This window comes from Caballeronia glebae (genome assembly GCF_001545035.1).
GTDB classification, from domain to species: domain Bacteria; phylum Pseudomonadota; class Gammaproteobacteria; order Burkholderiales; family Burkholderiaceae; genus Caballeronia; species Caballeronia glebae.
The window spans coordinates 19,845-41,381 of sequence record NZ_FCOJ02000007.1 but is presented as its reverse complement, the minus strand read 5'-3'; the positions used below and the strand labels follow the sequence as shown (position 1 = coordinate 41,381).

The following is a 21,537-nucleotide window of genomic DNA, read 5'->3' as shown; positions in this document are numbered from 1 at the left end:
TGCGCCCCGGTGAACCGGCATTGGCTGGCCCGCGCGGGCCTACACGGGTACGAAAGGGAGCGACCGATGTTTAATGGCCACGCGCTGAGAAGCATTTCGGAATCCGGAAAGAATTCCGCGATCTCGTCACGGACGAGCAAATCCGCAGCCTTGCTTAACGGTTGCGGGAAGGAAGCGGGCAGCCCTGAAGGCCGCTCAGACGAATTTTTGGATCCTGGCGCAAAACCGGCTGACGAGTGACACCGGCGATGGACGGCAGGAGCATGCCACTCGTTGACGGATATGGCGATTCCCTTTTGCCCGTTATCGCCGCACCGAATTTCGGCGCCAGCCATTCGGGTGCCCCTACGTTAAGAAGCAGGCGGAGTGGACTGCCCGCCAGCGTACTCAGCGTAGCGGTGTCACGCCATCGGCGACGCCTGCCGGCATGCAGATGTGCTTGATTTCCGTGAAGTCGGCGAGGGCATCGTAGCCGTGCAGGCGGCCGAGACCGCTTTGCCGGTAGCCGCCCGTTTCCGCTTCGGCAAAGAGCTTGTTGTGGTCGTTGATCCACACCGTGCCATTGCGCAGCGCGCGCGCGATGCGAAAGGCGCGCGCGCCGTCGTTGGTCCACACGCTCGCGGAGAGGCCAAATACGGTGTCGTTGGCTTTGTCGATTGCCTGCGCTTCAGTGTCGAACGTCTCCAGCGTGACGAACGGTCCGAAGATTTCCTCCTGGCAGAAGAACGCTTTCGGGTCGCTGTGTTCGACGAGCGTCGGCGAGAGGAACGCGTGTCCTGAGCGCGTGCCGCGCAGCAGTACGCGATCCGCTTCGTCGCAGGCACGGGCAATGGTTCGATCGACCGCGTCGCGGGTGGCCGAGTCGATTAGCGGACCGATGTCCATTGCCTCGTTGATGCCTTCGCCCACTTTCAGCGCTTCGAGCGCACGCGTCAGATGCTCACGCATCTCCGCCGCTCGCCGGGCATGCACGAGCACCCGGCGCGCAGCAGTGCATTGCTGACCTGAGATGATCGTCGCGGCGCGTGCGATACGCGGCGCGATCGCGGCGACGTCGGCATCCTCGAAGACGACACAGCACGACTTGCCGCCGAGTTCCAGCGAGAGCTTCTTCATGCTATCGGCGGCGGCGGCCATGATCTTCTTGCCCGTCGCGGTCGATCCGGTGAAACTCACCACGTCGACGTCATGCGACTCGACCAGCCGTTCGCCCGCCGCATAGCCGATCTCGTTGACGAGGTTCACTGCGCCCTTCGGCAGCGCGGTCTGCTCGAAGCAACGCAGCATGGCTGCGATCACTAGCGGGGTCTGTGCAGCGGATTTGACGATTGCCGTGCAGCCAGCGGCGAGCGCGGGCGCGAGCGAGCGCACGAGCAGCACTGCGGGCGCGTTCCAGGGCACAAAGATGGCCGCGACGCCAGCGGCCTCACGCAGCATCGTCGAGATTGTTCCCGGTTCCGATTCCAGCACGTGCCCCGCGATGTGCCGAGCGAGTCCCGCGTAATATCGGACTTCGGAAATCGCGGCTGCGATCTCGCCGCGTGATTGCGCGATTGCCTTGCCGTTTTCGCGCGTAAGAAGGGTTGCAAGCGGCTCGCGTTGCGCATCGAGTGCGCCGGCCCATGCGAGCAGCACGTCCTGACGCAGGCGCGCGTCCTGTGCCCATGTCGTGCGGTCGAACACGTTCCGTGCCGCGGCGATGGCCGCATCGGCTTCCGCCGCCCCGCCGTCGGCGAACTGGCCGATGCTTTCGCCCGTAGCGGGGTCGATGCTGTCGACCGACGGCATGCCGACCCATGCGCCGGCTATCCAGTGTGGTGCGTTCATGTAGTTTCCTTGGAGATAAGAGGGGCGTTTGTGCCGGATGCGTTCGACACGCGATGCAATTCGTCGGCGATGATCTCGATCAGCGCCTCGGCCGCAGCGGACAATGGCCTGCGCGGATGGCTCACGCGCACGATATGCCGCACGATGCGTGGCGCGAGAATGGGATAGGCCCGCAGCGTCCCACGCTGCACGGCCCGCCCAACGGCGATGCGCGGCAGGATCGTCGCGAAGCGAGTGCTCTCTACGAGCTTCACGATCGTGCTGAGCACGTCGATTTCGAAACGCGGCGCAAGCAGCACGTCTTCGTGCTGCGCGGCGGTATCGAGCACGCCGCGCAGGCCGTGGCGCTTGGTCGGCAACACGAGTTCGAGTTCGGGTAACTGCGCAAGCTCGATCGTGTGCGGCAGATCTGGGCCGTGCTGCACGCTCGTCGCGAGAACCATTTCTTCATCGAGCAGCGTCTGCGAATCCAGCGACAGGCGCGCGCGGGGCTTGTTGATGAGGGCCGCATCGAGTTGGCCACCCGCGACCCAGTCGATGAAGGTCGCGCTGAAGCCGTCCGCCACCGTCACTTCGACATGCGGATAACGCGCATGAAAGCGCGAGAGCGAATCGGCAAGCACGCTCTCCGTCACCGATGCGATGAGCCCGATGCTCACATGCCCCGTCACCACTTCGTCGCGCTGCTGAAGCTGCTGCCGCGCGTGCGCGAGGTCGCGCATGATCGGCAGAAAGAGGCGATACATCAGGCGTCCGGCGGCGGTCGGCGCCATGCCGTGCGCGCCGCGCTCGAACAATTGCTGATGTAACTCTTCCTCCAGCTTCGCGATTTGCATGCTGAGCGCGGGCTGCACGATGTTCAGCCGTTTCGCCGCGCGCGTGACCGATCCGTCCTCGAAGAGCGCGATGAAGTACTGGATTTGTTTGAGGTCCATTTCTCGTTCGGATTGACATCAATAAGACTAATGACATTCGGTCGCGTTATCAGTCGGCGTGCGCCGCATGGCTTGCCGGCCATTTCCCGTAATGCTCTGCCGTGCGTACAGGCGTCACCAGTGTATTGATATCGATCTGAAAGTCCGGTGTCATTGGGGCTAACGCTGATATCAACATTAATGATTAAAAACATCAAAAAACACTATTAGAACTTATATCGCGATCTCGCTAACCTTCATTTCACCCCTTGCCGCGCGGCGCTCCGGCCGCAAAAACGCAGGGGACAGATGGAGACGCAGATGAATATTCGCGATGCCGCGACGCACGGCACCTCTTCCACCTTTGCTCTTCCGTGGGCTTCGAATCGTTCAGCGACGTCAGCGCTCACGCTGCGCGACTGGCTCGCGCATCTCGCGAAGACCGGCCGCCTGGCGACCATCGATCGGCCGGTTGCGCTCGAACACGAGCTCGCTGCGATCGCCAAACGGCTCGACGGTACGCAGGCCGCTTTCTTCACGCAGCCCGGCGGCAAGGACGTGCCGGTCGTCTCCGGCTTCATGTCGAAGCGCGGCTGGATCGCGGAGGCGATGGGCGTCGAGGAAGCGGGACTGCTCGCGCGCTTTTCGGCGGCGGTCGCGCAGCCGGTCGCATCGAGGGTGGTCGATCGAGCGGACGCGCCCTGTCAGGAGATCGTTCATACGAACGGCATCGACCTGCACGCATTGCTGCCGATTCCCACCCACAGCGAACACGACAACGGTCCGTACATCACGGCCGGTCTAGTCATTGCGCGCAATCCGCGCACCGGCGTGCAGAACGTGTCGATCAACCGCATTCAGGTGCACGGCCCGGACCGCATGGCGATCCTGCTGCTGCCGCGCCATCTGTACGCCTTCCAGAAAGCCGCGGAGGAAGCGGGCGATGCGCTCGACGTGGCCGTCGCGATCGGCGTCGATCCGCTGACGATGCTCGCTTCGCAGGCGATCACGCCGATCGATCACGACGAACTGGAGATCGCCGGGGCGCTGCATGGCGCGCCGCTGCCGGTCGTGAAATGCGTGACGAGCGGCGTGCATGTGCCGGCGTTCGCCGAGATCGTCATCGAAGGGCGTATTCTGCCGAACGTTCGCGAGCCGGAAGGTCCGTTCGGCGAGTTCCCGAAGTACTACAGCGCGAAGGAAGCACGCGAGGTGATCGAGGTGACGGCACTCACGCATCGCCGCGATCCGATCTTTCATACGATCGTGCCCGCCGAAATGGAACATCTGTTACTCGGCGCGATTCCCCGTGAAGCGACGTTGCTCGCGCATCTGCGACGCAGCCATCCGGGTGTCACGGATGTGCATCTGTCGGTCGGCGGCGTGTGTCGTTATCACCTCTGGGTGCAGTTCGAAAAGAAGCGGGAAGGCGAAGCGAAGAACGTGATTCTGTGCGCGTTCGGCGCGCATTACGACATCAAGCAGGTCGTCGTCGTCGATACCGATGTGGACGTGCACGATCCCGCAGAAATCGAATGGGCGATCGCGACGCGCTTTCAGGCCGATCGCGATCTCGTCGTGATCGAGGGGGCGCAGGGTTCGCCGCTCGATCCTTCCACGACGGTGGGCCAGCCGGCGGACGCGCCGCCGCATCTGCAAGGCGTGAGCGCGAAGATGGGTCTCGACGCGACGCGCCCCGTGGTCTATCCGGAACATGTGTTCACGCGCGTTCGCATTCCTGGGCAGGACACGGTCGACCTCGACGCGCTCTTGGCCGGCGACAACGCCGCTTTCGAAGCCTACCTGGGCCGCGATCATGACTGAGCGAAACAAGTCGCGCATCGTAGTCGGCATCTCGGGCGCGAGCGGCGCCGCAATCGGCGTGCGCCTGCTCGCCGCGCTGCGCCGGCTCGGCACGCACGAGACGCATCTGATCGTGTCGGCGTCGGGCGCGGTCACGGCGGCGCAGGAGCTTGGCCTCGGACGCGGCGACCTCGATGCGCTCGCCGACGTCGTCCATAATGTGCGCGACATCGGCGCGGCGGTGGCAAGCGGCTCGTTCCTGACCGACGGCATGGTGATCGCGCCGTGTTCGATGAAGACGCTCGCAGGCGTCGCCAACGGTTTCGCGGACAATCTGCTCACGCGCTCCGCCGACGTGATGCTCAAGGAGCGCCGCCGCCTCGTGCTGGTCGCGCGCGAAACGCCGCTGAACCTCGCGCATCTGCGCAACATGACGCTCGCCACCGAGATGGGCGCGATCGTTATGCCTCCGGTACCGGCGTTCTACGCGCATCCGAAGACGATCGAAGACGTGGTCGATCACACGGTCGGCCGCATTCTGGATTTGTTCGGCATCGAGCACGGCGAGATCGCGCGGCGCTGGAGCGGTCTCGCCGACGAGTTCGCGAGCTGCGACGAAGGAGCCGCGCGATGAACCAGCGCGAGACCTCTTTCGCAATCACCGACGCACGCGCCGAGCAGGAGCCACCTGCGAAGCGCCACGTCGGCCGCTCGATGCAGCGCCTCGAAGATCCCGCGATCCTGACCGGCCGCGGCCGCTACGGCGACGACATCGCGATCAAGCCCGGCACATTGCACGCGGCCGTGCTGCGCTCGCCGCACGCGCACGCGGAGCTCGTATCGATCGATGCGCAAGCGGCGTCGAAGCTGCCGGGCGTTCGCGCTGTCCTTACGCGCGACGATCTGCACGCATGGTCGCGGCCGTTTGTCGTCGGCGTGAAGTCCCCCATGGAGCAATGGTCGCTCGCGATGGATCGCGTGCGTTATGTCGGCGAGCCGGTGGCCGTGGTGATGGCCGAATCGCGGGCGCTTGCGGAAGATGCGCTCGATCTCATCAAGGTCGAATACGCGATGCTCGATCCGGTGACATCGATCGAAGAGTCGATCAGGGACGATGCGCCGGTGCTGCACGACCGTGTCGGCACGAACGTGATCAGCGACCGGCATTTTCGCTACGGCGATCCGCAAGCAGCGTTTGAAAAGGCGCCGCATCGCGTGAAGTTCGTCGCGCACTACCCGCGCAATACGTGTGCGCCGATCGAATGCGGCGTGGTGATCGCGGAGTATCTGTCGGGCGACGAAGGCTACGACGTCACCTCGAATTTCATGGGTCCGTTTTCGCTGCACGCCGTGATGGCGATGGCGCTCAATGTGCCGGCGAATCGTCTGCGTCACAAGGCGCCGCGCGATTCGGGCGGCAGCTTCGGCGTGAAGCAGGCGGTGTTTCCCTATGTCGTGCTGATGTGCCTCGCATCGCGTAAGGCGGGCGCGCCGGTGAAGTGGGTCGAGGACCGGCTGGAGCATCTGAGCGCGGCAACTTCGGCGACCGCGCGCTTTTCCACGATCGAAGCCGCCGTCGAAAGCGACGGACGCATTACTGCGCTCTCATACGATCAGCTCGAAGATGTCGGCGGCTACGTGCGCGCGCCGGAACCCGCGACGTTCTACCGGATGCACGGCTGCCTGACGGGCGCGTATGCCATCGACCATCTCGTCGTGCGCAATCGCGTCGTGCTGACCAACAAGACGCCGACCGGACTCGTGCGAGGCTTCGGCGGTCCGCAGGTCTACTTCGCGCTCGAACGGCTGGTGCAGCGTATCGCGATCGAACTGAAGCTCGACGTGCTCGACGTGTACCGCCGCAACTTCGTTCCTGCCGATGCGTTTCCATATCGCGCGGCGGCGGGCGCGCTCCTCGACTCAGGCAACTATCAGGAAGCCTTGCGCCGCTCGCTCGCGGAAGGCGGCTACGACGAACTCGTCGCGCGGCGCGAGGCGGCGCGCAACGAAGGGCGGTTGTACGGCATCGGCTTTGCGGCAATCGTCGAGCCTTCCATGTCGAACATGGGCTACATCACGACCGTGATGCCCGCCGACGCGCGCAGGAAAGCCGGTCCGAAGAGCGGCGCGATCGCAAGCGCGACGGTGAGCGTCGATCTGCTCGGCGGCGTGGTTGTGACGGTGGCGTCGACGCCGGCGGGGCAGGGACACATGACCGTGTGCGCGCAAGTCGTCGCGGATGTGCTCGGGCTCGATCCGAAAGACATCGTCGTGAACGTCGAGTTCGACACGCACAAGGACGCGTGGTCGGTTGCGTCGGGCAACTATTCGAGCCGCTTTGCGGGAGCAGTGGCGGGCACCGTACATCTCGCCGCGATACGGGTGCGCGACAAGCTTTCGCGCATCGTCGCGAAACAGTTCGGCTGCGCGCCCGAGGAAGTCTGCTTCGATGGCGCGCGCATCTATACGAAGGGCGCCGAGGATCGCGCGCTGCCGTTTGCGCGCGCCGCAAGCAACGCGCCGCACTGGGCGCCCGCGCTCCTGCCCGAAGGCGAGGAACCGGGCTTGCGCGAGACCGTCTTCTGGACGCCCCCGAACATGGAAGCGCCCGACGAGGACGATCGCATCAACACGTCGGCGGCTTATGGGTTCGCGTTCGATATGTGCGGCGTCGAAGTGGATCGCGCGACCGGCCGCGTGCGAATCGACCGCTACGTGACCGCGCACGATGCCGGCACGCTCTTGAACCCCGCACTCGCCGACGGCCAGATTCGCGGCGCGTTCGCACAAGGCCTCGGCGCGGCGTTGATGGAAGAGTTCCGCTATGGCGCGGACGGCAGTTTCCAGTCCGGCACGCTCGCCGATTACCTGATGCCGACCACCTGCGAAGTGCCCGATCCGCTGATCGTGCATCTGGAGACGCCGTCGCCGTTCACGCCGCTCGGCGCGAAGGGTCTTGGCGAGGGCAACAACATGAGCACGCCGCCGTGCATCGCGAATGCAGTCGCCGATGCGCTCGGGGTCGACGATATCCGCCTGCCGCTCACGCCGTCGAAGGTGATGGCGCTAATCGGCATCGACGATCCGGAGCCGTCGCGGCCCGAACTGCGCGACGCGCCCGCGAAGAAGCCGGCGACGCCGGGCGGCAAGGCGCTGACGGCGCAAGGCACGGTCGATTTGCCCGCGACGCCCGAAGCGGTCTTCGCCGTCTTGCTCAACCCGCAAGCGCTCGCGAAGGTCATCCCCGGCTGCCATGCGCTCGACGAAACGGCGCCGAACCAGTATCGCGCGGATGTGACCGTCGGCGTCGGCATGATCAAGGCGCGCTTTGAAGCGCGTATCGGTTTGTCGGAGATCGACGCGCCGCATCGGCTGCGGCTTTCGGGCGCGGGCATCTCGCCGCTTGGCAGCGCGCGCGGCAATGGACTCGTCGAACTCACGCCGACTGACCACGGTACGCGTCTGTCGTACGACTACGAAGCGCAGGTGTCGGGCAAGGTCGCGGCGGTCGGCGGCCGCATGCTCGAAGGCGCGGCGAAAGTGGTGCTCAAGCAGCTCTTCGAATCGCTCGGAAGACAGGCCGCCGGCCGGCCGGTGCAAGCGGGCGGTTCATGGCTATCGCGCTTCATCGCGCGTTTCAGGAGCCGCACATGAAGCCCGCCCCGTTCGATTATTTGCGCGCTATGTCGACGCACGATGCACTCGATGCGCTCGCTCAATTCGGCGAGGACGCGCGCGTGCTCGCGGGCGGACAGTCGCTGATGGCGGTGCTCAACATGCGGCTCGCGCAACCGCGCGTGCTCGTCGACATCTCGCGTACGGAAGAGCTGAACGCGGTTCATGCCGACGACAAGACGGGGCAATTGCGCGTGAGTGCGGCGGCGACGCAAGGGTGCGTCGAATGGCGCAAGAGCTTGTTCGACGAAGTGCCGATGCTCGCGATGGCGTTCCCACATATCTCGCACTTTCAGATCCGCAATCGCGGGACCGTGTGCGGTTCGATCGCGCATGCGGACCCGAGCGCCGAACTGCCGCTCGTGCTTGCCGTGCTCGGCGGCGACGTGACGTTGCGCTCGAAGAAGAAAAAGCGCGTGCTCGCGGCGCAGGACTTCTTTCAAGGAATGTTGATGACGGCGCGCGAACCGGACGAACTCGTGGAGTCCGTGCGCTTTCCGCTAAAGAAGCCGGGCGAGCGGTACGCGTTCACCGAATTTTCCGCGCGTCACGGCGACTTCGCGATGGTCGCGTGCGCGGCGGTCGTGACGGACGACGCGATCCGCATCGGGGTGGGCGGCGTCGCGGACCGGCCGACGGTCGAACGCTGGCCGCGCCTCTCAGGCGACGACCTGCGGGGGGCATTGAACGATTTGAGCTGGAAGCTGGGCGCGCAGGACGACGCCCACATCAGCGCGAAATATCGCCGGCATCTGGTCCGGCAACTGGGATGGCGCGTGATTGAGGAGGCGAAGTGAGCAAGACATCGACGAACATCCTGCGGCAAGGCGAAGCGCAGCGCATCACGCTGACGCTCAACGGCCGCGAACGCAGCGGCCATTGCGAGCCGCGCGAACTGCTGTCGGACTTCATTCGGCACGAACTCGGCGCGACCGGGACGCATGTCGGCTGCGAACACGGCGTGTGCGGCGCGTGCACGGTGCACATCGACGGCGTTGCGGCGCGTTCGTGCCTGATGCTCGCGGTGCAAGTGCAGGGAAGGCGTGTCGAAACGGTCGAGGGTCTCGCACCCGACCAGACGCTCGGCGACTTGCAGCAGGCATTCCAGCGGCATCACGCGCTGCAGTGCGGCTTCTGCACCGCGGGCATTTTGATGTCGTGTGCGGACTATCTGCAACGCGTGCCCGATCCGAGTGAAGAGCAGGTGCGCGAGATGCTCTCGGGCCATATCTGCCGGTGTACGGGCTACACGCCGATCGTCAAGGCGGTGCTCGACGTTGCGGCATGTCGCAATGGTCGCGTCCACGGCGAACAAGGCCAGGAGGTCGAGCATGCTTGATCTCGGCCGCACGTTCCTGCAAAGCGTCGAGCGCAGCCCGCATGCGCTCGCGCTCGTCGATGGCGATATGCAATTCACGTACGCGCAGTGGCACCGCGTCATCCTCGATGTCGCCGAAGGCTTGCGCAAACTCGGTCTCTCACGCGGCGACCGGCTGCTCGTCGTGCTGCAAAACCGCTGGGAGATGGCGACGCTGCACTGGGCCTGCCAGTTCGCGGGCATCGTGATCGTGCCGCTCAACTGGCGCGCCAAACCCGACGAACTCGACTACTGTGTGACTGACGCGGGCGTGAAGGCGATCGTCTACGAACCCGTGTGCGCGGATGCCGTCATGCAAAGCAGCGCGGCGCAAAACGTGCCGCGCATCGGACTTGATGATGCCCAAGGCCGCACGACCTCCTATGACGCGCTGCTCGCCGAACGCGCGCATACAGGCGAAACCACCGACGCGAATGCAGACGACGTCTCGCTGATTCTCTACACATCGGGCACGACCGGCAAGGCGAAGGGTGTGCCGCGCCGTCACCGGCACGAACGCGCGGGCGCGCTCGCGCATGTCGCGCAGAACCTGTACCGGCACGGCGAACGCACGCTCGGGGTGATGCCGCTCTATCACACGATGGGCGTGCGCTCGCTGCTCTCGATGGCGCTCGTCGATGGTCTCTTCGTCTGTGTGCGGCGCTGGAACGCGCGGCTCGCGCTCGAGTCCATCGCGAAGCACGGGCTCACGTGCCTGTATCTCGTGCCGACGCTCTATCACGACCTGCTCGCCGATGGCGCTTTCGCGAACATCGATACCTCGTCGGTGAAGAAGCTCGGCTTCGCGGGCGCGCCGATGAGCGATGGCCTGCTCAAGCGCCTCTCGGCCGCGTTCGAGCCGGAACTGTTCGTCAACCACTACGGCTCGTCCGAGGTCTACACGTTCAGCATCGACCAGGACGCGACGAAAAAGCCGGGCAGCGCGGGACGCGCGGGCATCAACACGCGACTTCGCGTCGTGAAGCTCGACGCTAAGTCGCCCGACGATCTCGCGCCGGTGAACGGGGAAGGTCAGATCATCGCGGACCTGCTCGGCGACGAAGCGTTCGAAGGCTACTGGAACCGCCCCGATGCCAACGCGAAGTCGCTGCGCGAAGGCTGGTACTTCACCGGCGACACCGGCTACTTCGACGAAGACGGCGACCTGTACGTCTCCGGACGAGTCGACGACATGATCATCAGCGGCGGCGAGAACATCTCGCCGGTCGATATCGAATCGGTACTTTCGCTGCATCCGTCGGTCGATGAAGTGGCCGTCGCGGGCGTGAAGGACGAGCGCTGGGGCCAGCGCGTGGTCGCGTTCATCAAGCGCCGCGAGTACGTCGATTCAGCCGCGCTCGACGCATGGTGCCGCGAGTCGGACCTCGTCAACTTCAAGCGTCCGCGCGACTACGTGTTCGTTGACGACATCCCGAAGTCGCCGGTCGGCAAGATCCTGCGCCGCAAGCTTTCCGCAGGCGAATATCAATGCGATGACGGTCCGTCCGCATCCGCTGCACACCACACTGAAATCACGAAGGAGTAGACCAACATGACCGATTTGATCCATCGCGGCCAGGCACTGCTGCAGGACCTCGACGGCTTCTCGATCGAGATAGACGCCGGGCGCGAGCGCGCCGACATCGTCCTGCATCGCCCGCCGTTCAACGTGATCTCGATGCACGCGCGCGACCAGTTGCGCGCCGCGTTCGAGGCGCTCGACGAAGACGATCGCGTGCGCGTAATCGTCGTGCGCGCGAAGGGCGAGCACTTTTCGAGCGGCGGCGACATCAAGGGCTTTCTCGAAGCTTCGCCCGAGCATGTCTCGAAGCTCGCCTGGAATATCGCCGCGCCCGCGCGCTGCTCGAAGCCGGTGATCGCGGCCAATCGCGGTTTCTGCTTCGGCGTGGGCTTCGAGTTGTCACTTGCGTGCGACTTCCGCATAGCGAGCGAGACCACGTTCTATGCGCTGCCCGAACAGAAGCTCGGGCAGATTCCGGGCTCGGGCGGATCGGCGCGCTTGCAGCAGATGGTCGGCATCGGCAGGACCAAGGACATCGTGATGCGCTCGCGCCGCATACCGGGCAAGCAGGCGTACGAGTGGGGCATCGCGGTCGAGTGCGTGCCGGATGCGGAACTGGAAGCCGCTACCGATGCACTCGTCAACGAGTTGCGCACGTTCTCGCCGCTCGCGCAACGCACGGCGAAGAAGCTGCTCAACGATTCCGAAGATACGCCGCTCTCGATCGCGATCGAACTCGAAGGGCATTGCTATAGCCGTCTGCGAACCTCGGACGATTTCCGTGAAGGCGTCGAAGCGTTCCATGGCAAGCGCAAGCCGGTGTTCCGCGGTTCCTGAGAAGCCCGCAAAAGACGAGGAGACAGGCAAATGGATCGTTTCGACTACGTGATCATCGGTGGCGGATCGGCGGGATGCGTGCTCGCGCATCGGCTGTCGGCGGTGCCGTCGCTGCGCGTCGCGTTGATCGAGGCGGGCGCGGATACACCGCCGGGCGCGGTGCCCGCGCATATCCTCGATAGCTATCCAATGCCCGTCTTTTGCGGCGATACCTACATCTGGCCGGATCTGAAAGCGAAGGCGACGAAGACATCGGCGCCGCGCGTGTATGAGCAGGGCCGTGTGATGGGCGGGGGGTCGAGTATCAACGTGCAGTCGGCGAATCGCGGCCTGCCGCGCGACTACGACGAGTGGGCCGCGAACGGCGCGCCGGGCTGGGCATGGGACGACGTGCTGCCCTATTTTCGCAAGCTCGAGCGCGATGTGAATTTTCCCTCTGGCGAGTTGCATGGCAGCGATGGTCCAGTGCCGATCCGCCGCATCATGCCGGAAGACTGGCCCCCATTCTGTCACGCGTTCGCCGATGGTCTGCGCGCGAACGGCTTCGCCACCTTGCAGGACCAAAATGCCGAGTTCGGCGACGGCTTGTTTCCAGGGGCGTTCTCAAATATCGACGACAAGCGCGTGTCTACCGCTGTCGCGTACCTCGACGAAGCGACGCGTAAGCGGCCCAATCTCACTGTGTATCCGAACCTGCGCGTCGAGCGGATCGTGATGAAAGGGACCGCCGCTCAGGGCGTGGTCGCGGTGGCTTCGAACGGCGAGCGGTTGCATCTGGACGCCGATGAGGTCGTGATCTGTGCGGGCGCGCTCCAGTCGCCCGCGTTGCTGATGCGCGCGGGCATCGGCTCGAAGCATGAGCTCGGCGAGCTCGGCATTGGATGCCTCGTCGACCTGCCAGGCGTCGGGCGCAATCTGCAGGATCATCCGTCGCTCACCTTCTGCCATTTTCTCGAACCGCGCTTTCGTATGCCACTTTCCCGGCGCCGCGCAAGCATGACAGCAGCTCGTTTCACGTCGGGCGTCGATGGCGGCGAATCGTCGGATTTGTATCTGTCGAGCGCGACGCGTGCCGCGTGGCATTCGCTCGGCAACCGGCTTGGTCTTTTCTTTCTCTGGTGCAACCGGCCGTATTCGCGTGGCCGCGTGCAACTCGTTTCATCCGATGCGGCGGTCGCACCGCGTGTCGAGCTCAATTTGCTCGACGATCAACGCGATCTCGATCGGCTCGCGGTTGGCGTACGGGTGCTCGCGAAGGTCGTCGCGGCATCGGGTCTCGGTCACGATCAGCGCGATTTCTTTCCCGCGGCTTTTTCGCCGCGCGTGAAGGCGCTAAGCCGTGTTGGCGAGGGCAACGCGCTGCTGACTTCGATGCTCGGCACGCTGCTCGATACACCCGCGCCGATCCGCCGCCTGCTGATCGAGCGCTTCTTCACGCGGGGGCTCAGGATTTCCGAGCTGCTCGCCGATGAACGCGCGCTCGCGGATTTCATCCGCGCGAACGTCTTCGGCGTGTGGCATGCGAGCGGAACGTGCCGCATGGGCGACGCGCACGAGCGCAGCGCCGTCACCGACACCGAGGGCCGAGTGCACGGAACGCGAGGCTTGCGAGTGGTTGATGCATCGCTGATGCCGCGACTGCCTTCGGCGAATACCAATATCCCGACCATCATGATTGCCGAGAAGATCGCCGACGCAATGGTCACGGGACGACGCGCAGGCAGCGCATCGACGACGCCGCCGCTCGCCGCCGCGCACTGACAAGTTTCTTTAACGGCAATAAGAGCACGCCACAACTACGTGCCTTCAACACGGGGTCGATCGAGAGATGGCCCGGTGACATTCAAGGAGATGGAAATGTCCGTAGCAGCGCAAAATGGCGCCGCCGCACCCGCTGTCGATCAGCGGCAGGTGATGGGCGCAGTGGTAGCTTCGTGTCTCGGCTGGGCACTGGATTTGTTCGATCTGTTCGTGCTGTTATATGTCGCGCCAGTGGTGGGGCGTCTGTTCTTCCCCTCCGAGCACGCGATGCTTTCTCTCGCCGCCGTCTATGCATCGTTCGCCGTGACACTGCTGATGCGCCCGCTCGGCTCCGCGCTCTTCGGTTCTTACGCCGATCGCCGTGGCCGTAAAGGCGCGATGATCGTGGCGGTGGTCGGCGTCGGCCTGTCGACGGCCGCGTTCGGCCTGCTGCCGACCGTCGCTCAAGTCGGCCTGCTCGCGCCGATTCTCTTCCTCTTGCTGCGCCTCATCCAGGGCGTGTTTGTCGGAGGCGTGGTTGCTTCCACGCACACCATCGGAACCGAATCCGTCGCGCCGAAGTATCGCGGCGCGGTGTCGGGACTGATCGGCGGCGGCGGGGCTGGGCTCGGCGCGCTGCTCGCGTCCGTAACGTTCCTCGCGATGTCGGCGCTTTTCCCCGGCGACGCCTTTGACGTATGGGGCTGGCGCTGCATGTTCTTCACCGGCATCATCAGCTCGGTGCTCGGTCTCTTCGTGTTCAACAGCCTTGAAGAGTCGCCGCTGTGGAAGAAGCTCGCCGCCGAAAAGGCTGCGAAGGCCGCCGCGCAGCTCAAGGGCGCGCCCGTCGAAGTCGTGCGCTCGCCGCTAAAGACGCTGTTCTCGCGCGACTATCGCAAGATTCTTTTCGTCAACCTGCTCCTGACGATTGGCGGCGGCAGCGGCTATTACCTGACATCGGGCTACCTGCCGACGTTCCTGAAGGTAGTTAGCCACGCACCCAACGGTGCGGCCGCGGCGATCCTGATGATCTGCAGCATTGCGGTAGTGATCGCGTCGATCGCGGCAGGGCACCTCAGCACGTTCATCGGCCGCAAAGGTGCGTTCGTGTGGATCGGGCTGATCCGGCTCGTCGCGTTGCCCGCGCTGTTTTTGCTGCTGCCTACCGCCGACAGCATCATGATGGTCGGCGTCTATGCAGTCCTTCTCAGCGCGCTCGGCAGCGCCGGCTATGCGCCGATCCTGATCTTCCTGAACGAACGCTTCCCGACCTCGATCCGCGCGACCGGCACGGGCCTCTCCTGGAATATCGGCTTCGCGATCGGCGGGATGATGCCGACGGCCGTTTCGCTGGTGGCGAAGGACGCGAGCCAGTTGCCGATGACGCTAGCGATCTTCATCGGCGCGATCAGCGTGATCTTCCTCGTGGGCGCATTCGTCGTCCCCGAGACGCTCGGCAAGCTCGAAAGCGGTTCCGCGCGCAATCCCACCTGAGTCATTGGGCATAACGGCGGACGCCAACGGGCGCACGCCTTCATAACAGCCGGAGACATCGATGAAATACGAAGAAGACGTTCGCGCGCGTTCCTACAAGTTTCGTGACGAGTATGTGAATGCCACGCCATGGTGGTATCGCGGCGAAATGCACCTCGGCTTCACATTGCTCTTCACCGGCGGCGTGATCGTGTATTGCCTGATGCAGCTTCATGCGCCGACGCTCGCCGAATGGTTGGCGGTCATTCCGCTCTTTCTGTTCGGCAATTGGGCGGAATGGGCGGCGCACCGCTACGTGCTGCATCGTCCGACGAAGTATTTCAGCATGATCTACAAGCGCCATTGCGCGGTTCATCACCGATTCTTCACGCATGTGACGCTTGAATACAAGGGCCACCGTCACTGGCGCGCGCTGCTGTTTCCGCCTTTCGCGCCGGTCGCGTTCGTGCTGGCGGCCGTGCCGTTCGCGCTCGTGATCGGGTTCGTATTCTCCCGCAACGCAGGCTACATCGCGCTGTTCACGATGGCGGCGTACTTTCTGATGTACGAGGGCCTGCATACGCTCTCACACTTCACCGACAGCCCGTTCCTCGACCGCGTTCCGCTCGTCAACACAGTGCGGCGCCTGCACGCTACACACCACGATCCCGAAGTGATGGCGACACAGAACTTCAACCTCACGTTCCCGATCTGCGACACGCTGTTTGGCACGCGCAGCGACGTTCCGAGTAATGCGCGCGAACCGTTGGAACGCGGCCGCTAAGGCGCTTGTTTGCCCAATACACCCGTCGTCACGCGCTTTATCTCGTCAGTGATGATTGCGATGAGCGCCTGTGCGGCGGGACCGATCGGCCGCTTTGGATGCGTAACCTGGATGATGTGCCGCACGATCGGCGGCGATGTGATCGTGTGTGCGCGCAGCACGCCTTCATCCACCTTGCGCTGCACGACCACGCGCGGCAGGATCGTCGCGATATTTCCCTGCTCGACGAACTGCACGATCGAGCTGAGCAGATCGATTTCGAACTTCGGCTTGATGACGATATCGGCGGCCATTAGCGCGGCGTCGAGCGCGCCGCGCAGGCCGTTGCGGCGCGTCGGCAGCACGAGTTCTACCCCGGACATATTCGCGAGATCGATCTCCGGCGGCAACGCGACGCCGTGTGCGGCACTCGTCACGAGCACCATTTCCTCGACCAGCAACGGCTCGACATCGAGGGCGAGGCGACCGCGCGGCTTGTTGATGATCGCGGCATCGAGCCGGCCTGCCTCGACCGCATCGATGAGCTGTGCGCTGAAGCCGTCGGCCACCGAAACCTCGACTTGCGGAAAGAGCGTGTCAAACCTCTCAAGCGACTCCGGCAAGACGCTTTCTGCTTCCGACGCCACCATTCCGAGCGAGACGCGACCCGTGATGATCACGTCGCGCCGGCTCAACTGCGCGCGCGCGTGCTCGATGTCGCGCATGATCGGCGTGTATAGGCGATACATGAGGCGCGCCGCTTCGGTCGGCGCCATGCCGTGCGGGCCGCGTTCGAAGAGCGTCTGTCGCAGTTCGGCTTCGAGCTTCGAAATCTGCATGCTGAGCGCGGGCTGCACGATATTGAGGCGCTTGGCCGCGCGCGTGGCAGAGCCATCCTCGAAGAGGGCGATGAAATACTGGATTTGCTTGAGGTCCATGATGCCCGATCGAGGTGGGAAAGCCGAAGACTGCGAGTGTAGCCACAGGTCGAAGCGTGCTATCAACGCAGCAGCGAGCCGCCGAAAATGCTCAAGACGCGCCTGCGCGACACGAAAAAGCGACGAGCGGATGCACGCATTATCGCCACTGAAGGATGGTTTAGGCGATTCGGTTCGCCACCGACGTCGAACGTACTCTTTAGACGCCCCTGGCAAAGCAGAACAGAGTGCTCGGTTAATGCAACAGGACCGGCTTCATTGTGCATGCCATTGATTGCGGCTTCGAAGGAATCGTCAATGTTTGAGCTGCTCGGCAATGTCCGAAAGGGTTCTCTGATGCGAAGCGCGTCGTACCGAGACGCGCTTCGCTTGCGACCGCACGCCTTCATTTGCTTCAATCTCCAATTCGCGCCTCGCTCTTTCGGATTCTTTTGTGTCGAAGGCCAGCTATCGCGACACGTTCGATGTGGCAAGGCAAACCGCCGCTCTTGGCATGCGCATTGCTCATTAACGAGTTCAAAGGAAGGAGACTGGTCATGAGCAACGATCGTTTGGAAGGACCGGGCAGCACCGATAAGCCGCTCGGCGATGCGGGCAGCGGAGCAAGCGGTGGTGGCTCACTGGGCAACCAGCCAGGACCGGGCGCCGCCACCGGCGGCGATCCCGCCCAAGGAGTGCGTCAACCAACTTCCGGCGAGGCGAAACAGTCTCCCGCGCAACACCCGTCGAAACAGGAAGTCCCACCTGAGTCGGGCAGCACCACCGAGTCACCCGGCAAAGACGACGCGCTCAAAAGCGAGTGACAATGATCGATCGCTTCTCTCGGGTTGGCATCGAAAAGGCGCGCGATCGGCCGCTTCCTTGATGCTGCCGGCGGCATCATCGTACAGCGCACTGATGCGTAATGCAGAGGCGCTCGCCGTTCGGCAATCACGTCAACGCGTAACAGCACCCCTCCGGCCACCGCGACACGCGCTCCGCTGCCTGACTGCTTCCAATCAGAACGCTTGAAATGAACACCCTCAATCAGCGAAAAAACATGGTGTAACGCAAGCGATGCACCGGACAAGCGTGATACGCACCAAAGGTTTCTTACCGCTCTGGACGGCGGGCGCGGTCTCAAACGCGATGATGTGGCTGGAAATGCTCGCAGCCGCGTTGTTTACCTTCAAGGCTACGAATTCGGCAGTAGCGGTCGCGGTGGTCTCCGCGTGCCGGAGTCTTCCGCTTTTGTTAAGCGGCGCGGTCATGGGCGTCGTCGCGGACGCAATGGATCGCAAGAGAATAGTGCTGCTCGGATTGTTGCTCGCGAGTGCTTCGTCGGCGACAGTGGGAGTCTTGTCTTTCCTCGGGGTTCTATCGACATGGCACCTTTGCGCTGCCGCGCTCGTGAGCGGTGTCGTCTATGCCACCGAGATGCCTGCGCGTAGGCGCATGATTGCGGAGACAGCGGGCACGGCGATGGCCGCTCGCGCGGTCGCTATCGACAGCATGACCAACTTCGCGACGCGATGTCTCGGGCCTCTGCTTGGAGGCTTGATCTACGGAGCACTCGGCGTCTCGACATCCTATTTCCTCTCCGCGACGGCGTCGCTTTGCGCCGCGGTGTGCATCTTTCGACTTTCGACCGTGCAGGCGCCGTCCGGACGCCTCTCCCTGACGCGGATCCGCGAGGACCTCCAGGAAGCGTGGCAATACGCGCTCGACAGTAAAACGATCATGGCGCTCTTGATCGTGACGACAATCACGAACTTATGCGGCTATAGCTATAACGTTCTACTGACACCTCTCGGAAGCGAGACGTTCGACTTGTCGGCCACGATGATCGGCGTGCTTTCGTCGGCGGAGCCTGCGGGATCTTTTGTTGCCGGCGCGATCATCGGAGGCGCTCGCCTACGAGGGCGGTCCTTTGTCTGGTTGATAGCCGGATCGAGTGTGTTTTTCCTGGCTATTGCGATCGCTGGGTTCGCGAGTTCTTTCCGATGCTCGCTGGCTTCGTTGCTCGTCATTCTCTTCATGGGCGGCTTTGGTAGCGCCGCCTACAACATACACCAGACGACTATCGTGATCGAGTCCGTGCCCGGCGTCATGCGCAGTCGTGTGTTCGGTCTGGTCACTGTCGGTATCGGATGTTGGCCGCTCGGAACGCTGTTAGCGGGCCTGCTTGCAACAGTACTCGGGCCGACGGGAGCCTTGATCGCGTTGGGCGTCGCAGGCATCGCGGGCAACAGTGTCCTGACACTTCGCGCGGTGAAGGAGAGGTCGCATCGGTAGAAAGGCCGACGGGTCGCGAGTGCCGCCGTCAGCCGTCGGCGTGCCAGAGAGCGGAACATGCATTCGATCGTTTCCGATCCTTCAATGGCAAGTGAACAAGCAGTGGTGAGTGACTGGTCGTGGGCGGAGCGGCGGCGATGCCGTCGTTCCGCCGTTCGTCGTGGCTTCGTCGTGACGCTCAGGCGAGTGGCATGCGCGTGTGGTCCAGCGGGCGTAGCTTGCCGGGATGCACGGCGCGGCATAGCGCCTCGACGAAGTAGAAGTCGCCGAACATGGTCGCGCCGTCCACGCCGATATTGTGCGGCTTCGAGTAGCACGAGTTATGCAACAGCCCGTGCTGGCCGTCCCGGGTGAATTCGTCGCGGCATAGCGCTTCGAGCATCGCGAGGCCGTGGCCTCGCCATTTCGCGGCGGCGTGCGCCTCGGGATGCACGCGTGCCATCTCCAGCAAGGCCGACGCCACCACGGCGGCAGCAGCCGTGTCCTTGATCTCGGCGTCGCGGCCGGTCGCATCGAAGTCCCACGGAGGCACCTGACGCCCGTCGAGGCGGCGCAGGTAGTAATCGGCGAGACGCTCGGCCAGATCCAGATACGCGCGCTTGCCGGTTTCCCGCGCGGAGTTGACGTAGCCGTAAATCGCCCAAGCCTGGCCGCGGCTCCACGCGGATTCGTCGAACGCGCCTTGAAACGTGTAGCCGCGTTTCCGGGCGCCGCTGTGCACGTCGTATTCGACGGCGTGATAGGTCGAGTCGTCGGCGCGGACGAAGGCGCGCGCGGTCATCTCGGCGTGCGCGTCCGCGGCTTGCCGGTAGCTGCCGTCGTCGGCGTAACCGGCGGCCCAGTAGAGCAGCGACAGATTGGCCATCGTGTCGATCGCCGAGGCGCTGCGGCCGCGCGGATCGGAGATCGGTCCCCAGGACGCGAGATACGCGCCGTTGCGCGTCGTCACGAGCCGCGCGCGCAGCTTGTCGGCGGCTTCGAGCGCAATGTCGGCGAACCACGCGTCGCCGGTGATGTGATGTCCCGGCACCGCGCTGCTATCGAAGATGAAGCCGATGTCATGCGTGTTCGGATCCTGCGCGCGCTGGCGGACGAGCAGCATTCGGGCGCGCGCCCATTCCAGAAAGCGCGCCTCGCCGGTGTGCACATACGAGCTCAGCAGCAAGCCGACCCAGAAGCCGCAGAACCAGTTGCCGTGGCTCCATGCGTCGCCGTCGTAGCCCGCCGAAAGCGAGGCGGGCAGACGCACCCATTGACCATCGGGGCCGGTGACTTGCGGGAATTCGACGCCGAAGGTCAGCTCGTCGGAAGCGACCTTTTGCGCGGTTTTATCGAGGGTTTCGCGAAACAGCTCTGCCCGGGTCTCGCTGACTGACAGCGAGTTCATTGCGTTCGACACGGCGTCTCCTTGAGTTCGTCATTCGCAGGACGATTCTAAGAAGCGCCTGCGCGACCGCGTTAGGATGAAACGCATGAACTGTTGGACATTTCCGCATCGAAGCGCCGCATGAAGACGCTCAGATGTGCAGCTTGTCGAGGCTGCGCCGATAGTCGATCGGCGAGCGGCCCGTATGCTTGCGAAAGCAGCGGCTGAAGTAGGCGGGATCGTCGAACGAGAGCATCGCGGCGATCTCCGCGACATTCACTTCGGAGTGCAGCAGCAGACGCTTGGCCTCCAGCATCACGCGCTCGCGGATCAGCTTGGGTGCCGTGCTGCCGAGCGCCTGACGCGTCGCTTCGTTGAGCGCACGTTCGGTGACGTTGAGCAGGCGCGCGTAATCGGCCGCTTCGTTGACGGAGCGAAAATGCTTCTCCAGCAGGCTCTTGAAGCGGCGCGACAGCAGCACGCTGCGCGTCGCGGCGGCATCGCGTATGGCGGCGGCATCGCACATGCGCGCGACCTTGATCAGAAACACGTGCAGATAGGCCCAGATCGCGTCGGTGTAGCCGACCTGCTCCTCCTGATACTCATGGCGGATGCCGTCCATCACGCGCGCCAGTTCGCGCACCTGCGCGTCGCTCAAGTTGACGCACGGGGCGAGCTGCTCGAAGTTATAGACGGGTACGTCCGTCTCCGTATGGCGGTTCTGTACGCGGAACGCGAAAAAATCCGACGAGAAACTGAGCGAATAACCGAGCGTATCGGCGGACAGATCGAGATCGTGAATCTGTCCCGGCGCCATGATGTAGAGCGTATTGGGGCGCACGTCGTAGCGCACCGAGTCGATCACATGCGAGCCGCTGCCCGCGAGCACCCACATCATGTGATAGAAGTCGTGCCGGTGCGGATAGACCAGCGTCGATTTGAGCGCCTCGATCGGCGCGAGATGGAAGTCCGGCGTCTTGACGTGCGCGCCGTATTCGTAGTCCTCGATCCGGATCACCGGAACGTGACAGCAACATGCGGTATCCAA

Annotated in this window: 17 protein-coding genes; 12 read left to right on the top strand and 5 right to left on the bottom strand. The window is 64.0% G+C overall.

What is annotated here, in order from left to right; translation table 11 throughout:
- Positions 1-387: 387 nt before the first annotated feature.
- Positions 388-1,827, bottom strand: coding sequence for an aldehyde dehydrogenase family protein (locus AWB82_RS06685; protein WP_086966373.1), 1,440 nt, complete (start codon positions 1,825-1,827; stop codon positions 388-390).
- Positions 1,824-2,762, bottom strand: coding sequence for a LysR family transcriptional regulator (locus tag AWB82_RS06680; RefSeq protein WP_086966372.1), 939 nt, complete (start codon positions 2,760-2,762; stop codon positions 1,824-1,826). The genes AWB82_RS06685 and AWB82_RS06680 overlap by 4 nt, the downstream gene beginning before the upstream one ends.
- A gap of 300 nt (positions 2,763-3,062) precedes the next feature.
- On the opposite strand from AWB82_RS06680, the gene AWB82_RS06675 reads away from it, so the two are divergent.
- The 10 genes from AWB82_RS06675 (at position 3,063) to AWB82_RS06630 (ending at position 15,932) form a co-directional block, all read left to right on the top strand.
- Entirely contained in the window at positions 3,063-4,565 is a 1,503-nt protein-coding gene (locus AWB82_RS06675; RefSeq protein ID WP_086966371.1) for a UbiD family decarboxylase, read from the top strand.
- Positions 4,558-5,178, top strand: a complete 621-nt coding sequence (locus AWB82_RS06670) for a UbiX family flavin prenyltransferase (protein ID WP_086966370.1) — start codon at positions 4,558-4,560, stop codon at positions 5,176-5,178. The genes AWB82_RS06675 and AWB82_RS06670 overlap by 8 nt, the downstream gene beginning before the upstream one ends.
- Entirely contained in the window at positions 5,175-8,198 is a 3,024-nt protein-coding gene (locus AWB82_RS06665; protein WP_086966369.1) for a xanthine dehydrogenase family protein molybdopterin-binding subunit, read from the top strand. Before AWB82_RS06670 ends, AWB82_RS06665 begins: the two co-directional genes overlap by 4 nt.
- Positions 8,195-9,016, top strand: a complete 822-nt coding sequence (locus AWB82_RS06660) for an FAD binding domain-containing protein (RefSeq protein WP_086966368.1) — start codon at positions 8,195-8,197, stop codon at positions 9,014-9,016. The genes AWB82_RS06665 and AWB82_RS06660 overlap by 4 nt, the downstream gene beginning before the upstream one ends.
- Complete coding sequence (locus AWB82_RS06655) at positions 9,013-9,558, top strand: (2Fe-2S)-binding protein (RefSeq protein WP_086966367.1); 546 nt, start codon at positions 9,013-9,015, stop codon at positions 9,556-9,558. The genes AWB82_RS06660 and AWB82_RS06655 overlap by 4 nt, the downstream gene beginning before the upstream one ends.
- Complete coding sequence (locus AWB82_RS06650) at positions 9,551-11,122, top strand: AMP-binding protein (protein WP_086966366.1); 1,572 nt, start codon at positions 9,551-9,553, stop codon at positions 11,120-11,122. Before AWB82_RS06655 ends, AWB82_RS06650 begins: the two co-directional genes overlap by 8 nt.
- 6 nt (positions 11,123-11,128) lie before the next feature.
- Positions 11,129-11,935, top strand: coding sequence for an enoyl-CoA hydratase/isomerase family protein (locus AWB82_RS06645; RefSeq protein ID WP_086966365.1), 807 nt, complete (start codon positions 11,129-11,131; stop codon positions 11,933-11,935).
- 30 nt (positions 11,936-11,965) lie between these two features.
- The gene (locus AWB82_RS06640; protein WP_086966364.1) at positions 11,966-13,696 is read left to right on the top strand and encodes a GMC family oxidoreductase; all 1,731 of its coding nucleotides are present in this window, start codon (positions 11,966-11,968) and stop codon (positions 13,694-13,696) included.
- A gap of 96 nt (positions 13,697-13,792) precedes the next feature.
- Positions 13,793-15,169, top strand: coding sequence for an MFS transporter (locus tag AWB82_RS06635; protein WP_086966491.1), 1,377 nt, complete (start codon positions 13,793-13,795; stop codon positions 15,167-15,169).
- Positions 15,170-15,230: 61 nt separating this feature from the next.
- Positions 15,231-15,932, top strand: coding sequence for a sterol desaturase family protein (locus AWB82_RS06630; RefSeq protein ID WP_086966363.1), 702 nt, complete (start codon positions 15,231-15,233; stop codon positions 15,930-15,932).
- Here the strand turns inward: AWB82_RS06630 and AWB82_RS06625 are convergent.
- Positions 15,929-16,849: a LysR family transcriptional regulator gene (locus AWB82_RS06625; protein ID WP_086966362.1), complete on the bottom strand. Its 921-nt coding sequence runs from the start codon at positions 16,847-16,849 to the stop codon at positions 15,929-15,931. The two genes, AWB82_RS06630 and AWB82_RS06625, sit on opposite strands and share 4 nt — an antisense overlap.
- A gap of 536 nt (positions 16,850-17,385) precedes the next feature.
- Here AWB82_RS06625 and AWB82_RS06620 point away from each other — a divergent pair.
- Together AWB82_RS06620 and AWB82_RS06615 are read left to right on the top strand one after the other, a co-directional pair.
- Positions 17,386-17,652: a hypothetical protein gene (locus AWB82_RS06620; RefSeq protein ID WP_143756681.1), complete on the top strand. Its 267-nt coding sequence runs from the start codon at positions 17,386-17,388 to the stop codon at positions 17,650-17,652.
- A gap of 268 nt (positions 17,653-17,920) precedes the next feature.
- Positions 17,921-19,123 (top strand): MFS transporter, encoded by a 1,203-nt coding sequence (locus AWB82_RS06615; protein WP_159462561.1) that lies wholly within the window; start codon positions 17,921-17,923, stop codon positions 19,121-19,123.
- A gap of 178 nt (positions 19,124-19,301) precedes the next feature.
- Here AWB82_RS06615 and AWB82_RS06610 read toward each other — a convergent pair whose 3' ends face one another.
- Entirely contained in the window at positions 19,302-20,522 is a 1,221-nt protein-coding gene (locus AWB82_RS06610; protein WP_235023200.1) for a glycoside hydrolase family 88 protein, read from the bottom strand.
- 118 nt (positions 20,523-20,640) lie between these two features.
- The gene (locus tag AWB82_RS06605; RefSeq protein WP_086966358.1) at positions 20,641-21,537 is read right to left on the bottom strand and encodes a helix-turn-helix domain-containing protein; all 897 of its coding nucleotides are present in this window, start codon (positions 21,535-21,537) and stop codon (positions 20,641-20,643) included.

Bases quoted from the DNA above. Each gene is read 5' to 3' on its own strand.
- AWB82_RS06685 (WP_086966373.1), bottom strand. From the start codon at position 1,827: ATGAACGCACCACACTGGATAGCCGGCGCATGGGTCGGCATGCCGTCG.
- AWB82_RS06680 (WP_086966372.1), bottom strand. From the start codon at position 2,762: ATGGACCTCAAACAAATCCAGTACTTCATCGCGCTCTTCGAGGACGGA.
- AWB82_RS06675 (WP_086966371.1), top strand. From the start codon at position 3,063: ATGAATATTCGCGATGCCGCGACGCACGGCACCTCTTCCACCTTTGCT.
- AWB82_RS06670 (WP_086966370.1), top strand. From the start codon at position 4,558: ATGACTGAGCGAAACAAGTCGCGCATCGTAGTCGGCATCTCGGGCGCG.
- AWB82_RS06665 (WP_086966369.1), top strand. From the start codon at position 5,175: ATGAACCAGCGCGAGACCTCTTTCGCAATCACCGACGCACGCGCCGAG.
- AWB82_RS06660 (WP_086966368.1), top strand. From the start codon at position 8,195: ATGAAGCCCGCCCCGTTCGATTATTTGCGCGCTATGTCGACGCACGAT.
- AWB82_RS06650 (WP_086966366.1), top strand. From the start codon at position 9,551: ATGCTTGATCTCGGCCGCACGTTCCTGCAAAGCGTCGAGCGCAGCCCG.
- AWB82_RS06645 (WP_086966365.1), top strand. From the start codon at position 11,129: ATGACCGATTTGATCCATCGCGGCCAGGCACTGCTGCAGGACCTCGAC.
- AWB82_RS06640 (WP_086966364.1), top strand. From the start codon at position 11,966: ATGGATCGTTTCGACTACGTGATCATCGGTGGCGGATCGGCGGGATGC.
- AWB82_RS06635 (WP_086966491.1), top strand. From the start codon at position 13,793: ATGTCCGTAGCAGCGCAAAATGGCGCCGCCGCACCCGCTGTCGATCAG.
- AWB82_RS06630 (WP_086966363.1), top strand. From the start codon at position 15,231: ATGAAATACGAAGAAGACGTTCGCGCGCGTTCCTACAAGTTTCGTGAC.
- AWB82_RS06625 (WP_086966362.1), bottom strand. From the start codon at position 16,849: ATGGACCTCAAGCAAATCCAGTATTTCATCGCCCTCTTCGAGGATGGC.
- AWB82_RS06620 (WP_143756681.1), top strand. From the start codon at position 17,386: ATGAGCAACGATCGTTTGGAAGGACCGGGCAGCACCGATAAGCCGCTC.